We start from the raw sequence: 16589 nt of genomic DNA on the forward strand, positions 1-16589 counted from the left end.
GGTGATATAAATCACAAAAAAGGAGGTTTTAATTTGCGATACGAAATAATTTTTTTACACTCCACTTTGTTGTCGTTCGTCCAGAGTTAATCGCAGTGTGTGATGGCGCTAGCGTAAAATATGATAAAGCCCATAAAAGGGCATTAGGGGGAATATTAAGGTGAACATACTCGGCTTTTTCCAAAGATTGGGCAGGTCGTTGCAACTGCCAATCGCAGTACTGCCCGTGGCGGCGCTTTTGCTCCGCTTCGGCCAGCCCGACTTACTCAATATTTCGTTCATCGCACAGGCCGGTGGATCAATCTTTGATAATTTGGCGTTGATCTTCGCTATCGGTGTGGCAGCAACCTGGTCGAAAGACAATGCCGGTTCAGCGGCACTGGCGGGTGCGGTAGGTTACTTCATCCTGACCAAAGCGATGGTCACCATCAACCCGGCGATCAATATGGGCGTGCTGGCCGGTATTATTACCGGTCTGGTGGGCGGGGCGGTTTATAACCGCTGGTCCGGCATCAAACTGCCTGAGTTCCTTTCCTTCTTCGGCGGTAAACGCTTCGTTCCTATCGCAACCGGCTTTTTCTGTTTAATCCTTGCGGCGATCTTTGGTTATATCTGGCCACCGGTTCAGAATGCCATCCACGCCGGCGGTGAATGGATTGTGTCCATGGGCGCTGTGGGTTCCGGCATCTTCGGTTTCGTTAACCGTCTGCTGATCCCAACCGGCTTGCATCAGGTATTGAACACCATCGCCTGGTTCCAGATTGGTGAATTCACCAATGCCGCGGGCACCATCTTCCACGGTGACATCAACCGCTTCTACGCGGGCGACGGCACTGCCGGGATGTTCATGTCCGGCTTCTTCCCAATCATGATGTTCGGTTTGCCGGGTGCGGCACTGGCCATGTATTTCGCTGCGCCGAAAGAGCGTCGCCCAATGGTTGGCGGTATGTTGCTGTCTGTGGCACTGACCGCGTTCCTGACCGGTGTGACTGAGCCGCTTGAATTCCTGTTCATGTTCCTGGCTCCGCTGCTGTATCTGGTCCATGCCATTTTGACCGGTATCAGCCTGTTTGTAGCCACCCTGCTGGGCATTCACGCCGGCTTCTCCTTCTCTGCAGGCGCCATCGACTATGTGTTGATGTACAACCTGCCGGCCGCCAGTAAAAACGTCTGGATGCTGGTCGTGATGGGTCTGGTCGCCTTCGCGGTGTACTTCGTACTGTTCTCCATCATTATCCGTGCATTCAACTTGAAAACTCCGGGTCGTGAAGATGCGTCTGACGATATCGTTGCACCGGAAGCCAACAGCAATACCGACGAAGGCTTGCGCGCGCTGTCTCGCAGCTATATCGGTGCCATCGGCGGTTCAGACAACCTGACCGGCATTGATGCTTGCATCACCCGTCTGCGTCTGAGCGTGAAAGATTCTTCGAAAGTGCTTGATGCAAGCTGCAAACGTCTGGGTGCCTCCGGCGTGGTGAAACTGAACAAGCAAACCGTTCAGGTCATCGTGGGCTCTAAAGCGGAAGCCATTGCCGACGGTATGCGTGCGGTTATCGCAGCCGGTCCGGTTCCTGCGGCAGAAGTGGCACCGGCAGCCGGTGTGACCGCAGTAAAAGCACAGGCGGTGCCTAATGCGGTGAAAGTGGCCTTCGAGTCACTGGTGGCTCCGGTCACCGGTGAAGTAGTGGCGCTGGATCAGGTTCCTGATGAAGCCTTTGCCAGCAAAGCGGTAGGTGACGGTCTGGCGATTCGCCCAACGGATAAAACCGTCGTGGCGCCAGCTGACGGCACCATCGTGAAAATCTTCAACACCAACCACGCCTTCTGCCTGGAAACCGACAAGGGTGCGGAGATTGTGGTGCACATGGGTATCGACACCGTGGCATTGAACGGTCAGGGCTTCAAGCGTCTGGTTGAAGAGGGCGCTGAGGTGAAAGCCGGCCAGCCAATCCTTGAACTGGATCTGGACTTCCTGAACGCCAACGCACGCTCGATGATAAGCCCGGTAGTGGTCAGCAACGCTGACGATTACGCCGGCCTGTCGGCGCTGGCGACCGGTTCTGTGGTCGCAGGCCAGACCAAACTGTTCGAGATCCAAAAGTAAACCGATTTACCTGAGTAGTACCCGGGGTGTTTAACGAGTCATGACGGAACGCACCCTACCTTTGGCGGGAAGAGAGCAATCTCTTCCCGCTTTTTTATTGGCGATAGGTGACGAAAGCTGCCCCGTTGTGGTGCGGCGATCTGTCGTGGTGCAACGCCCCGCATTTTTCGTGAAACAAACGGTTGTTTCCGGGCGTGGCTTGTTGGATCATAGGCGGTTATGTGTAGCGCTTTGCATTGAGGAATAGTGAAATGAGTGAGGCTGAAGCCCGCCCAACCAATTTTATCCGTCAGATCGTCGATGAAGATCTGGCTTCAGGGAAACATACGTCGGTACATACCCGTTTCCCGCCGGAGCCGAATGGTTATCTGCATATCGGCCATGCTAAATCCATTTGCCTGAACTTTGGCATCGCCAAAGATTACCAGGGCCAGTGCAACCTGCGTTTCGATGACACCAACCCGGTAAAAGAAGATATCGAGTTCGTTGAGTCGATCAAACACGACGTGGAGTGGCTGGGCTTTGAGTGGAGCGGCAACGTCCGTTACTCCTCAGATTACTTCGATCAGTTGCACCACTATGCGGTAGAGCTGATTAACAAAGGGCTGGCCTACGTCGACGAGCTGTCGCCTGAGCAAATCCGCGAATATCGCGGCAGCCTGACCTCGCCGGGCAAAGACAGCCCGTACCGCGGTCGCAGCGTGGAAGAAAACCTGGCGCTGTTCGAAAAAATGCGCAACGGCGAATTTGCCGAAGGTAGCGCCTGCCTGCGTGCCAAGATCGACATGGCGTCACCGTTTATCGTGATGCGCGATCCTGTGCTGTACCGCATCAAGTTCGCGGAACACCACCAGACCGGCAACAAATGGTGCATCTACCCGATGTACGATTTCACCCACTGCATTTCCGATGCGCTGGAAGGGATCACCCATTCGCTGTGTACGCTGGAATTCCAGGACAACCGTCGCCTGTATGACTGGGTGTTGGACAACATCACCATCCCTTGTCATCCGCGTCAGTACGAATTCTCACGCCTTAATCTCGAATACGCCATCATGTCTAAGCGCAAGCTGAACCAGTTGGTGACCGAGAAAATCGTTGAAGGCTGGGATGACCCGCGTATGCCGACCGTTTCCGGCCTGCGTCGTCGTGGCTATACCGCCGCATCCATCCGCGAATTCTGCCAGCGTATCGGCGTGACCAAGCAGGATAACAACGTTGAAATGGTGGCGCTCGAAGCTTGCATTCGTGAAGAGCTGAACGACAACGCACCGCGTGCGATGGCGGTGCTGGATCCGGTTAAGATTGTCATTGAAAATATGACTTCCGGCGTGGAAATGGTGACGATGCCTAATCACCCGAACAAGCCGGAAATGGGCAGCCGTGAAGTGCCGTTCAGCCGCGAGGTTTATATCGACCGTGCTGACTTCCGCGAAGAAGCCAACAAGCAATACAAGCGTCTGGTGCTGGGGAAAGAAGTGCGTTTGCGTAATGCCTACGTGATCAAAGCGGAACGCGTGGAGAAAGACGCTGAAGGCGAGATCACCACTATCTTCTGCAGCTACGATCCGGATACCTTGAGCAAGGATCCTGCCGATGGCCGTAAGGTGAAAGGCGTGATCCACTGGGTGTCTGCCGAGCACGCGTTGCCGGCGGAAATTCGCGTGTACGATCGTCTGTTCAACGTGCCAAATCCGGCAGCGGCAGAGGACTTCCTTGCCACCATTAACCCTGAGTCGCTGGTAATCAAGCACGGCTTTGTGGAGCCAAGCCTGGCAACTGCACAGCCGGAAAAAGCCTATCAGTTCGAGCGTGAGGGCTATTTCTGCGCCGATAATCGTTACTCCTCGGCAGAGCATCTGGTGTTTAACCGCACCGTTGGTTTGCGCGACACCTGGGCTAAAATCGGTGCCTGAGTGATAAGTGGTTAACGCAATAAGAGCGCAACTTCGGTTGCGCTTTTTTTATGTCTGTCGCCGTTATTTACCTTTCCTGTTGCGATGTAGTTCGCTCAATCAATGTTTAAATTTTTCTCTGGCCGTTGTATCCGTAATTTCTTGATATAAATCATCACTCATATAACATTGTCTTATATATTCGTGATGCGAATTAATGTCATCTAGAGAGCGCTCTCATATTTTTTCCTCTGGCTGACTTTTTTGATTCGGCTGAAACCATTAATCGTCTTATATTGACCTTATATCATTATTTATTCTGATTTTATTGAATTTTTTATTCGACACTCTCCTTGCATAGCCGCGTAACAAAATCTCATCGATATGTGCTCTTTGTCATACTTTGACAAATCTCTCTGATATTTCATTTGATAATTCGCGTCGCGAAAAATAGTCTGTCTGTAGCAATAAGTGCTGTGGGGTTTTAGCCCTGTCAGCAATATTTTTTACCCGATTGGGTTTTTATTGGCAGTCGTGCAGGGCAGTGGTGAACACGGGCGGCTGCAACTTTTAAAGTTAAGTCAAAGAGGAATTTCATTATGGGTACGCACGGTGCTCAGCGTAAAACGCTGGCGCTCGCAGTCGCGGGTGCGCTGTTGGGAACAGGGTTTGCCATGGCCCCTGAGGCGAAAGCCGCAGGATTTATCGATGATTCCACGATGACCGGCGGCGTATATTACTGGCAACGTGAGCGTGACCGTAAAGATCTCAATCCGACCAGTGACGATTACAATAAATACACCACCAACTTGTCGCATTCGACGGCCAACCTGAGCCTGGATTTTGCCTCGGGCTATGCCTGGGACATGTTCGGCCTGGACGTCGGCGCCTTTACCGCCATCGAGCTGGCTGAATCCAGCGCCAGCGGCCACCCGAATGAAATCGCGTTCTCTTCCAAAAACCGTACCTACGATGAAGACTACTCCGGCGACAAAGGCGGCATCAGCCTGTATAAAGCCGCCGGTAAATTCAAATATGGCCCCGTCTGGGCACGTGGCGGTTATATCCAGCCAAGCGGCCAAACTCTGTTGGCGCCGCATTGGAGCTTTATGCCCGGCACCTATCAGGGTGCAGAGGCCGGTGCCAAGTTTGACTACGGCGATGCCGGTGAGTTGAGCTTCTCTTATATGTGGACCAATAAATATAAAGCGCCATGGCATATCGAGATGGACGACTTCCGCCAGAACGATAAAAAAACCGGTGTCTCCTATCTGCACTCGCTGGGTGCCAAATACGACTTCAAAAACGATTTGGTGCTGGAGGCGGCATTCGGCCAAGCCCAGGGTTATGTGAATCAGTACTTCACCAAGGCGTCTTATAAATTCGATCTGATAGGCAACCCGCTGACCACCAGTTACCAATTCTATGGCACCGAAGACCGCATTAACGACAAGAACGACCCGAACAGTATTTACGACGGCCTGGCCTGGCTGCAGGCGCTGACCTTTGGTTACACCACTGGCCAGTTCAACTGGCGCCTGGAAGGGACCATGGTCAAGGCCGAAGGCAACCAGGGCTACTTCCTGCAGCGTATGACGCCAACCTATGCTTCTTCCAACGGCCGCCTCGACGTGTGGTGGGATAACCGTTCCGACTTTAACGCCAACGGCGAAAAAGCGGTTTATGCCGGGGTGATGTACGACCTGAGCAACTGGAACCTGCCGGGCATGGCGGTGGGCGGTTCTTACGTTTACGCCTGGGACGCTAAACCGAGCACCAACCCTATGTACGATCAGAGCCAGCGTCTGAAAGAGAGCGCCTGGAGCCTGGACGCCATGTATACCATTCAGGAAGGCCGCGCCAAAGGCACGCTGCTGAAACTGCATTACACCCAATACGACAACCACACCAATATCCCAAGCTGGGGCGGGGGTTACGGCAACATCTTCCAGGACGAGAAAGACGTCAAATTCATGGTTATCGCGCCATTCACCATTTTCTAAACATACCTAGAGCTTGCGAGTTGCAGCTGGTGCAGATAACGACGCTGCGGCTTGAAAGATCGCGGGTATATTCCCCGGCGGCAGCGCCGGGGTCATTTAACGGGAATAACACGATGAAAAAAATCATGATGATGTTGGCTGCGGTAGCCACGTTGAGCGCCTGCGTACAGCCTGCGGCGCCGCCGGAAGATGCCAAATTGAAACAGGCCTACAGCGCCTGTATCAACACCGCGGAGGGCTCACCGGAAAAATTGCAGTCATGCCAGGCAGTGCTGAACGTACTGAAACAAGAGAAACAGCATCAACAGTTCGCCGAGAAAGAAACGGTGCGGGTGATGGATTATCAAAACTGCATTCAGGCAGTTCATAGCGGTAACGGCCAGGCTTATGATGCCAAATGTGGCCAGATTTGGAAAGAGATCCGCGATAACAACAATTAAGGACGATGATAAAAATGAATAAATTCAAATTGAGCGCGCTTGCCGCACTGACGGCAACCATTGGGTTATTTGGCAGCGTGGGGAACGCGATGGCCAATCAGCCGCTGGTGGATCAACTGAGCCAGCTGAAACTGAATTTGAAAATGGTCGATAACCGGGCAGCCGAAAACGGTCTGGATTGCGGCAAGCTGGGTGCCGACTGGGCGGCTTGCAACAAGGTACTGATCGGCCTGACCAACGACAATCAGGAGATCAAAGGTCAGGACTGGGCGATTTACTTTCACAGCGCTCGTCAGACCCTGCGGGTGGATAACGACCAGTTCAAGATATCTCACCTGACCGGTGATCTGTACAAGCTGGAACCTACCGACAAATTTACCGGCTTCCCTGCGGGGAAAACGGTAGAGATCCCGATTATCACTGAATATTGGCAACTGTTTAAAACCGACTTCGTGCCACGTTGGTACGCCACCTCGGGCGATGCCAAGCCTAAAACTCTGGTCAATACCGATACCGAAGATCTGAACCAGTTCGTTGCGCCCTTTACCGGCGACCAGTGGAAGCGTACCAAAGACGACAATAACATCCTGATGACGCCGGCCTCGCGCTTTACGAAAAACGCCGAGCTAAAAACCTTACCCACCACGTCGTTACGCGGTCAGATAGTGCCAACGCCGTTGCAGGTTAAAGTGCATGCGCAGGATGTTGATCTGAGCAAAGGCGTTGCATTGGAGCTGAGCGCATTGTCCAAACCGGCGGCGGACGCCGTTGCCCAGCGTTTCGCGCTGTTGGGAATAACCAGTAACGCAGCTGGTTATCCGATCAAAACCGATATCCAACCGGGAATATTCAAAGGCGAACTGGCGGTACCGGGCGCTTATGAATTGATCATCGGCAAGCAGGAAGCGCGAGTCATTGGTTTCGATCAGACCGGGGTGTTCTATGGCCTGCAGTCCATCTTGTCATTAGTGCCTACCGAAGGCAGCGTAAAAATCGCTACGCTGGAGGCCAAAGATGCGCCGCGCTTCCAGTATCGTGGCATCTTCCTGGATGTCGCACGTAACTTCCACCAGAAGGATGCGGTGTTGCGCTTGCTGGACCAAATGGCGGCGTACAAGCTCAATAAATTCCACTTCCATCTGAGTGATGACGAAGGTTGGCGCATCGCCATTCCGGGCTTGCCGGAACTGACCGAAGTCGGTGGGCAGCGTTGCCACGACTTGAGCGAAACCACCTGCCTGTTGCCGCAGTATGGCCAGGGGCCGGAGGTTTATGGCGGCTTCTTCTCTCGCCAGGATTACATCGACATTATCAAGTACGCCAAGGCGCGCCAGATTGAAGTGATCCCGGAAATCGATATGCCGGCGCATGCCCGTGCGGCGGTGGTCTCAATGGAAGCGCGCTATAAGAAACTGCATGCCGCCGGTAAAGAACAAGAGGCCAACGAGTTCCGTTTAGTGGATCCAACCGATACCTCTAACACCACCTCGGTGCAGTACTTCAACCGCCAAAGCTATCTCAACCCTTGCCTGGATTCATCCAAACGTTTTGTCGACAAGGTGATCGGCGAGATTGCCCAGATGCATAAAGAGGCCGGGCAGCCGCTGAGTACCTGGCACTTTGGCGGTGACGAGGCGAAAAACATCCGGTTAGGTGCTGGTTATACCGATGTGAACAAGCCGGAAGCCGGCAAAGGCATCATCGATCAGAGCAAAGAAGACAAGCCATGGGCAAAATCTCAGGTCTGCCAGGCGATGATCAAAGATGGCAAGGTCGCCGATATGGAGCACCTGCCAAGCTACTTCGGAGTAGAAGTCAGCCAATTGGTGAAAGCGCATGGGATCGACAGAATGCAAGCCTGGCAGGATGGCCTGAAAGATGCCAAAAACGCCAAGGCCTTTGCTACCCAGCGTGTCGGGGTTAACTTCTGGGATACGCTGTATTGGGGCGGGTTCGACAGTGCCAACGACTGGGCGAACAAGGGCTACGAACTGATCCTTTCAAACCCGGATTATGTCTACATGGACTTCCCGTATGAGGTGAACCCGGACGAGCGCGGTTACTACTGGGGAACGCGTTTCAGCGACGAACAGAAAATGTTCAGCTTTGCGCCAAACAACCTGCCGCAAAACGCCGAAACCTCGGTTGATCGCGATGGTAATCACTTTACCGCCAAGAGCGACAAGCCCTGGCCGGGGGCTTACGGTATTTCCGCGCAGATGTGGAGCGAAACCCAGCGAACCGACGAACAAGTGGAGTACATGATCTTCCCTCGTTCGCTGTCGGTGGCCGAGCGCGCATGGCACCGGGCAGAGTGGGAGCAGGATTACCGGGCGGGCCGGGAGTATAAAGGCGGCGAAACCCACTTCATCGATACCAAGAAGCTGGACCGCGATTGGTTGCGCTTTGCCAACCTGCTCGGTCAGCGTGAGCTGGCAAAACTGGACAAAGGTGGCGTGAACTACCGGTTGCCGGTGCCAGGCGCCCGAGTTGTGGGGGGCAAGCTGGAAGCCAATATTTCGCTGCCGGGTCTGGGCATTGAATATTCCACCGACGGTGGTAAGCAATGGCAACGTTACGATGCCAAGGCCAAGCCTGGGGTTAGCGGTGAAGTACAAATCCGCGCGGTGAGCCCGGACGGCAAGCGTTATAGTCGCGCCGAGAAAGTGTAACTCCTGAACCACGGCCCGTCTGTTCGCAGACGGGCCGTTATTGATGGTTAACAGCAGCGACCGGCGGTAATCAGCGATGAATTCGATACGGCTGACCTTTATGGTCGTTGCTTTTTTTTCTGGCATTGCCGGGGCACTGCAAATACCGACCCTGAGCCTGTTCCTCACCACCGAGGTTCGGGTGACTTCATTATGGGTCGGTTTTTTTTATGCGGTTAATGCCGGGGTCGGCATTATTGTCAGTTTTTTGCTGGCGAAAAAATCAGATCGTCAGCGTGACCGGCGCCATTTGATTTTAATCTGTTATTTATTGGCGGCGGGAAACTGTCTGCTATTTGCTTTTAATCGCAATTATCTGACGTTAATTACCGCAGGCGTGCTGTTAACCGCCATCGCCAATACTGCGATACCACAGTTATTCGCCCTGGCGCGTGAATACGGGGAACGGTCATCGCAAAACGTGGCGATGTTCAGCGCCATCATGCGCGCCCAACTCTCTCTGGCCTGGGTTTTTGGCCCGCCATTGGCTTTTATGCTGGTGGTGAATTATGGCTTTACGGCGATGTTTATGTTTGCTGCCGGCATATTCCTGCTGGTCACGCTGCTGGCCTGGTGGATATTACCCGAGGTGGCTCGCCCGCCTGTGGGCAATGAAATCGGCATACCGCAAAAAACGGTCTTCGATAAAGATATTAGCCGGTTGTTTTTCGCCTCGGTATTGATGTGGACCTGCAGCGCCATGTATCTGATTGATGTGCCGCTGTATATCACGGCCGAGTTGGGTTTGCCGCAAAGTCTGACCGGTTGGATGATGGGCATCGCGGCCGCGATAGAAATCCCCATCATGATCCTGGTAGGCCGATATGTAAATCGGGTGGGCAAGCGTCTGATGATGGCGGGGGCGATGGTGGCCGGCATACTGTTTTATGCCGGGATGCTGTGGTTTACCTCGGCCGCTGGGTTGCTGGTCTGGCAGCTGTTTAACGCGATATTTATCGGCATTCTCGCCACCGTCGGCATGCTGTATTTCCAGGACTTGATGCCGGAGCGGGCGGGCATGGCCACCACGTTGTTCACCAACAGCATTTCCACCGGTGTGATCCTGGCCGGAATATTACAAGGGATCCTGACCGAGTACGGGCCGCATTCCTCCGTTTATCTGTTAGCCATATTACTGCTTTGTATTGCTTTACCTGTCGGTTTTAAAACCCGGGAAGTCTAGGTGGTTTCTGAGTGAGTCGTTTATTTTTAAACACAAACAAGGATATATGATGGCTATATTGGTGACGGGCGGCGCCGGTTATATCGGCTCGCATACGGTATTGGCACTGTTAGAAAGGGGGGAGGAAGTTGTCGTACTGGACAACCTGTCCAACAGTTCGCCAGAGTCTTTGTTTCGGGTGGAGCGATTAACCGGTAAAAAAGTAATTTTTTATCAGGGAGATATCCAGCAACATCATTTGCTGGATCATATCTTTCGCCAGCATGATGTTCATGCGGTTATTCATCTTGCGGGTTTGAAGTCGGTCAGAGAATCTACCGAAGAGCCACTGAAATATTATCAAAATAATATTTCCGGCTCATTGATCGTACTGGACAGAATGCGCCATGCTGGCGTTAAGCAATTTATTTTCAGCTCTTCAGCCACCGTCTATGGGCCGGCAGAATATACCCCACTGACGGAAAGCTGTCGTGTTGGGCAGACCACCAATCCTTACGGAACCTCAAAGCTGATTGTCGAGCAGATCCTGGCGGAGTTCGCTTCAACGGCACCGCAGATGGCAATCACCGCGCTGCGTTACTTTAATCCGGCCGGGGCGCACGAGTCCGGCTTGATTGGTGAGGATCCCGCCGGCATTCCCAATAATCTTCTGGCTTATCTGGCGCAGGTGGCTATTGGCAAACTCGCGGTGTTGCCGGTGTATGGCAACGACTACCCTACCAGCGATGGTACCGGGGTACGTGATTACATTCACGTTATGGATTTGGCCGAAGGGCATTTAAAAGCGCTGGATAACCTGCAGCCAGGATTTAACGTCTATAACCTGGGCACCGGTAAAGGCTACTCGGTGCTGGAGATTATTCGGGCGTTTGAACGCGCCTGTGGCTTCAAAATCGCCTACCAATTTAATCCCCGGCGTGCGGGAGATATTGCCGAGTGTTGGTCCGACCCGTCTCTGGCGGCAGAGAAGCTGGGCTGGCAAGCCAAACGCAGTCTGGAAAAAATGGTGCGCGATGCCTGGTCATGGCAGAGCAAAAATCCGCAGGGTTATGGCTCTTCGGTGCCGCTGTCATCGATAAGGATGCTGGCCGATGAAGCTTAACGACGGGCATTTGGGGGTTATGCAGGATGATCTGTTCCGGGCTGAATATGAGGCGCGGATCAACGATCTAAAGTTTGAGTTTGTGAAATATCAACGTGAGGCTTCGTTGCTGCTGCTGGAGCGTTATCAGCGCGGTGTCGCGCAACTGCGTGAGTGGCGGGCTGCACATGGACATTTATTCGATGCCGCCCGCTGTTCTTCACTATTTTGTGTGCCTACTCGCCCGCTGGCTGCGAGTGAAAAACGGCTGCACCGGATCTGGCTGGGGGGCGCGATACCTGACGACGCCAGAGAGGTTATCTCCCAGTGGGGGGCCGCGCAGCAGGCGGTGGCTAGCACCGAGACGAATGACTGGATCGGCATGTTATGGGTTTGGGACGCACAGCAGCTGGCAAGGGATGCGTATTTCATCCCCGTACCGGTGATAAAAGGCGGCTACCTGGGGGAGTATGATGCGGGCAACCATCGCCTGCAGGTGCATTCGCTGAGCGAACTGGCGCAAAAAAGGGTCGGCGACAACCTGGGCTTTATCCATCAACTGCACGATAAGCGCTATTACGCCACGCTTTCCGACTACTTCCGTTTTCTGATTTTGATCGAGATGGGGGGGCTGTATATGGATATCGATACCATCCCCCACCGGTCTGCGACGCTGTTTTTGATCAAACCAGAGGTGCCTGATTATCTTCAGTTCCTGGCTGAGGGCGAGGTCAGCCACGTCAGCTGGTTGAATCTGTTTCTCGATGAAACCGGCATGATAGTCAGCCGCAAGGGCGATATCTCACTGTGCCGAATGCTGGCGGGGTTGGATCAGATCTATGCGGCGGAAAGCGGCGAAGTCCCGGACAAGAATTCGGATTATGAACGCAAACTGTTTGATCCCTTTTATCAGCTGTGGAGTCGCCACATAGGCCGCTCTTTCCTCAGTCACGATCGCTTCTGCCAGGATTATGGCGTCCATTATGATGCGCACCCACAGGCCGTCACCTGCGGTATTCGCGGAATGCGTCTGCTGGAGGATGTGATCACCAATGAACGACTACCGCTGTCGCAGGAAGAGCAACACAGCTACCGGCAATGCGTCAGCCGGCTGGAGCAGGTGGACTGGCAGCTTGAGCAGCCGCTGGATCTGGCACGTTATGCGGAAATATTTACCGTTGATGAAGTGCCGCGTATGGCCTATCCAGCGCAGATCCGTTCCGATATTGACCATTACCACTATTATTCCGTACTTTCCCATGACCGCACGCTTGATCGGGTAAACCAGCTATTTGGCGAGTACCTGATCGCCGATAACCGGCGGCAGATTACGGCGGGTAATTACTGGTGTCCGACCGCTGGGGTAGGGGGGGCGGTTTTGCCGGAGCCGGGTGGGGCATTGCATTTTCTGCCTGGACACCAGGCGAGTGAAACAGATAAAACCCGTATGGCGAAGCTGATTTTCAGTACCAGCTACCTTGAGTACTGTTCTGTTGGCAATCGAGCCGGGCTGGATCTGGTGTCATTACAGCAGGCGCAAAATATTGAGCCTTATCTGGGGCTGATCACGGTAGCTTACGATCGGCGTGGAGAGTTTGTCGGTTTTTTTAATGCGGCCACCATTAGCGAGCTGTATGGCATAGAAGCGGATTATCATTATCGCGATGAAATAAGGCCGCTTGATGAGGCTTATGACAGCTTTGTCCAAAGCCAGTGCACTGAGGATGACTATTTCATCTGCAGTCTGGCGATTGAGAGCCAATTCCGCGGGCTAGGGCATTTTAACCAGCTGTTTGCGCAGATAAGGCAGCGAGCACAACAGCACCAGGCGAAAAATATCGTGCTGTGCGTATGGCAACGCAGTGATGCCAGCCAAATCTATCTGAACAAGGGGTTCCGTGTTCGAGGTGTATTCGATCACGCCTGGTCGCTGTTTTTTGATCGGTTGCTGTTTCTTGAGTATGAGCTGTGAAGAGGTTTGCCCATCCGCGTGTCGGCGGGTGAGTGAGTGCTGAGAGTGTAAGTGGGAAGCGAGAGAAGTGCTGTAGAGAAGTGCCGCTGCAATTGTTGTATTTAACGCTGTAAACTTTCCCCGGCCTGTCCGGGGATTTTTTATCCTATTATCGCAGGCACAAAAAAACCGCCGTTAAGGCGGTTCTCAATGCCGGTTAGGACATTATTTTTTGTCGTGCAGGGTGTCGTCTTCGCGGCAGTCACCGGTCTCACAGTGGCCGTACAGGTACAGGCTGTGGTTGGTGAGTTTGATGCCGTGTTGTTTGGCGATATCACGCTGACGCACTTCGATAGACTCATCGCTGAATTCGATCACTTTGCCGCAATCCAGGCAAATCAGGTGATCGTGGTGATGTTGCTGGGTCAATTCGAACACGGACTTGCCGCCTTCGAAGTTGTGACGGGTCACAATGCCGGCATCATCAAATTGGTTCAGTACGCGGTAAACCGTAGCCAGGCCAATTTCTTCGCCCATATCTATCAGTTTTTTGTACAGATCTTCCGCACTGACGTGATGGCATTCCGGATTTTGCAGTACTTCCAGGATTTTGAGTCGCGGAAGCGTGACTTTTAAGCCGGCCTTCTTCAATGCGGTGTTGTTGTCAGTCATGCGGATTCAGTCCTGTTACTATGCTAATCAAGTTGAGGCGTTCTCGCCTTTGGCATCGGTCGGCACAAAGAGTTAATTGCGTCTCATTATAGAACCGGTTGCTCTAAATGGAAACCGCCGGTTGTTAACAAAGCTATAATTGCACAATTGCATGTTATACATGCAACGTCTTGATGAATGGGATAAACCGAAAACTCAGTCTACCTTGATGGTGTGGGAAGTTACAAATCTGTAGCTTCTATTGCAGTAATTTGTACTGCCAATGATGGCCCTGCCGGCACACTATGCACTTTGCAGGGCTTTTGTTCAACCTTTGGCGTTACCCGACGATTTCGGCCAGGCTTAGCTCTTCGACGATTTGTTTTACCCAGCCTTCAACACGTTCGTTGGTCAGCTCAGGTTGGCGATCTTCGTCAATGGCCAGGCCGATGAAATGGCTGTCGTTGGCCAAGCCTTTGGACGCTTCAAAGTGGTAACCCTTGGTCGGCCAGTGGCCTACGATCGCGGCGCCACGCGGTTCAATGATGTCGCGAATGGTACCCATCGCATCACAGAAATACTCTGCGTAGTCTTCCTGATCGCCACAGCCGAACAGCGCAACCAGCTTGCCGTTGAAGTCAATTTCTTCCAGCGTTGGGAAGAAGTCGTCCCAGTCGCACTGCGCTTCGCCGTAGTACCAGGTTGGGATACCGAGCAGCAGGATATCGAAAGCTTCCAGATCTTCTTTGCTGCTTTTGGCGATGTCATGAATTTCAGCCACCTCTTTACCAAACTGCTGCTGAAGAATTTTCTGGATCATCTTGGCAATGTTTTCGGTATTGCCAGTGTCGCTGCCAAAGAAAATGCCTACATTAGCCATATCGCGTATAACCTTTAAATTCAATAAATTGCATTCACGATGTTAGCGTAGACTACGATAACACCGATTAAAATGATGCCATGGCAAGAGATTATCTCTTACCGGTAAGTGCGTATCATGCCAGAAATTTACCCCGGGTATTTATCACTTTAATGCGATGCCGGGTGGAATAAAGCGGTGTTGATCGGGCGTCATCCTTAACGCCGCGCCGCATGTGCGGCTGCAATGATCAATGTTCTGGCTGCTCGTCCGCCAGTTGTGCCAGCAGCATTTGCTCAATAAGCTCGCTGCGGCTGATATTACGCTGTTCCGCCAGTTTGTTCAGGGCGTCCACCGCATCCGCGTTGATCTTCAGTTCCACACGCCGTAAGCCACGGACTTTATCGCGTCGAAGCTGATTACGCTTATTGATTCTAAGCTGTTCATCTCGGGATAGCGGGTTGGTTTTCGGGCGCCCCGGACGGCGTTCATCTGCGAACAGATCCAGCGTCGTGCGATCCGTTTGTTCTTTTGCCATAGGTAGCGGTACTGCAAGGGAGTTTGCATCAAAAAGCGCTTCCACGCTTCCGGACGGTTCGGTTAACACACTTCGGGCCAATAAACCCTAACCCAAATTCACCCCAGCCTGACGTTAGCGAACACGCTCGGCACGGCGGCAAAATTATAGCGCGCCATATTACCCCAGCAGGTAGAGCGACGACAATGCTTAACTGAGCCGAAAACGCGCTAAGCCGTTATCTTTAGCGCGTTTTTTCATCAGATGGTGACTTTGGGAGAGAAACGGCCCATTTGTCGGGCCTGGCGGCGACTCAGGCTTCGCCGAGAAAGCGGTGAATGGCGCGCAACACCGCCTCCGGTTTTTCCGCATGAACCCAATGTCCGGTACCGGCAACGACGTGAGCGCGAGCCTGCGGGAATTGACGGGCAATATCTTCGCGATAGCTGTCCTGCACGTAAGGCGACAGGCCGCCGCGGATAAACAGCGTCGGGTGAGGCCAGGCCGGCACTTCCTGCCAGCCGGTGATGTTCTCGTACTCTTCGATCAACACCGGCAGATTGAAACGCCATTCGCCTTGATGGAAGGATTTCAGCAGGAACTGGATCACGCCTTCCTCTTTCAGGTAGCCGCGCATCAATTCCGCCGCCTGCTGGCGTTGGGTAATGCCGGCGGCGCTCACCGCCTGCAACGCGACAAAAATTTCGTCGTGGCGGCGCGTTTGATAGTCCACCGGCGCAACGTCAATGATGATCAGCTTCTCCACGCGCTGCGGGGCGATTGCCGTCAGCGCCATGGCCGCTTTGCCGCCCATCGAGTGGCCAATGACAATCACTTTTTCCAACTGCAAATCGTCCAGCAACGTCAGCAGATCCTGCGCCATCTCCGGGTAGGTCATGACCTCAGAACGCGGTGACAGGCCGTGGTTGCGCAGATCGACTTTAACTACGCTGTGCTGCTGGTTCAGGTCGCGCGCCAGCACGCCCAGGTTGTCCAAATTGCCAAACAGCCCGTGGATCAGGATCACCGGCAATGCATCGGACTCGGTGGCCAGCAGTTGATAATGTAATTTCATGGCGAAGTTCATACTGAGAGAGATTCAGATTAGGTTATCATGATTAAAACACTCGATGAATAAACCCGTCGCCTTTCAAGCGGCAGGGTTGTTCGCTGTACTTGCTGCAACTTAAA

12 protein-coding genes are annotated in these 16589 nt (G+C 53.2%); 8 read left to right on the plus strand and 4 right to left on the minus strand.

The genetic code is table 11. The annotated features are described in order from the left end of the window. Positions 1–160: 160 nt before the first annotated feature. From nagE to M2407_RS01035, 8 genes are all read left to right on the plus strand, one after another. The gene (gene nagE / locus M2407_RS01000; RefSeq protein ID WP_041414298.1) at positions 161–2107 is read left to right on the plus strand and encodes a PTS N-acetyl glucosamine transporter subunit IIABC; all 1947 of its coding nucleotides are present in this window, start codon (positions 161–163) and stop codon (positions 2105–2107) included. Between the two features lie 251 nt (positions 2108–2358). Beyond that, positions 2359–4023: a glutamine--tRNA ligase gene (gene glnS, locus M2407_RS01005; RefSeq protein ID WP_046374279.1), complete on the plus strand. Its 1665-nt coding sequence runs from the start codon at positions 2359–2361 to the stop codon at positions 4021–4023. A 578-nt stretch (positions 4024–4601) separates the two neighbouring features. Beyond that, complete coding sequence (gene chiP, locus M2407_RS01010; RefSeq protein WP_259216563.1) at positions 4602–6005, plus strand: chitoporin ChiP; 1404 nt, start codon at positions 4602–4604, stop codon at positions 6003–6005. Between the two features lie 113 nt (positions 6006–6118). Next, the gene (gene chiQ, locus M2407_RS01015) at positions 6119–6445 is read left to right on the plus strand and encodes a ChiQ/YbfN family lipoprotein (RefSeq protein WP_020825644.1); all 327 of its coding nucleotides are present in this window, start codon (positions 6119–6121) and stop codon (positions 6443–6445) included. A gap of 14 nt (positions 6446–6459) precedes the next feature. Further along, positions 6460–9117, plus strand: coding sequence for a beta-N-acetylhexosaminidase (locus M2407_RS01020; protein WP_259216564.1), 2658 nt, complete (start codon positions 6460–6462; stop codon positions 9115–9117). A gap of 76 nt (positions 9118–9193) precedes the next feature. Further along, positions 9194–10339: an MFS transporter gene (locus M2407_RS01025; RefSeq protein ID WP_122077590.1), complete on the plus strand. Its 1146-nt coding sequence runs from the start codon at positions 9194–9196 to the stop codon at positions 10337–10339. A 49-nt stretch (positions 10340–10388) separates the two neighbouring features. Continuing rightward, positions 10389–11441, plus strand: coding sequence for a UDP-glucose 4-epimerase GalE (gene galE / locus M2407_RS01030; RefSeq protein ID WP_122077592.1), 1053 nt, complete (start codon positions 10389–10391; stop codon positions 11439–11441). Continuing rightward, the gene (locus M2407_RS01035) at positions 11431–13392 is read left to right on the plus strand and encodes a glycosyltransferase (protein ID WP_201895645.1); all 1962 of its coding nucleotides are present in this window, start codon (positions 11431–11433) and stop codon (positions 13390–13392) included. Before galE ends, M2407_RS01035 begins: the two co-directional genes overlap by 11 nt. Positions 13393–13596: 204 nt before the next feature. Here the strand turns inward: M2407_RS01035 and fur are convergent, their stop codons facing one another. The 4 genes from fur to ybfF all read right to left on the minus strand — a co-directional run bounded on the left by fur (position 13597) and on the right by ybfF (position 16485). After that, entirely contained in the window at positions 13597–14043 is a 447-nt protein-coding gene (gene fur / locus M2407_RS01040; RefSeq protein WP_020825646.1) for a ferric iron uptake transcriptional regulator, read from the minus strand. Positions 14044–14362: 319 nt separating this feature from the next. Then, positions 14363–14902 (minus strand): flavodoxin FldA, encoded by a 540-nt coding sequence (gene fldA / locus M2407_RS01045; protein ID WP_048759474.1) that lies wholly within the window; start codon positions 14900–14902, stop codon positions 14363–14365. Between the two features lie 229 nt (positions 14903–15131). After that, entirely contained in the window at positions 15132–15419 is a 288-nt protein-coding gene (ybfE, locus tag M2407_RS01050; protein WP_004949692.1) for a LexA regulated protein, read from the minus strand. A 292-nt stretch (positions 15420–15711) separates the two neighbouring features. Next, on the minus strand, positions 15712–16485 hold the full coding sequence (gene ybfF / locus M2407_RS01055) for an esterase (RefSeq protein WP_020825648.1): 774 nt from the start codon (positions 16483–16485) through the stop codon (positions 15712–15714). Positions 16486–16589: the final 104 nt, after the last annotated feature.

The sequence above is a fragment of the Serratia sp. BIGb0234 genome, assembly GCF_024809915.1.
Taxonomy (GTDB): Bacteria; Pseudomonadota; Gammaproteobacteria; order Enterobacterales; family Enterobacteriaceae; genus Serratia; species Serratia liquefaciens.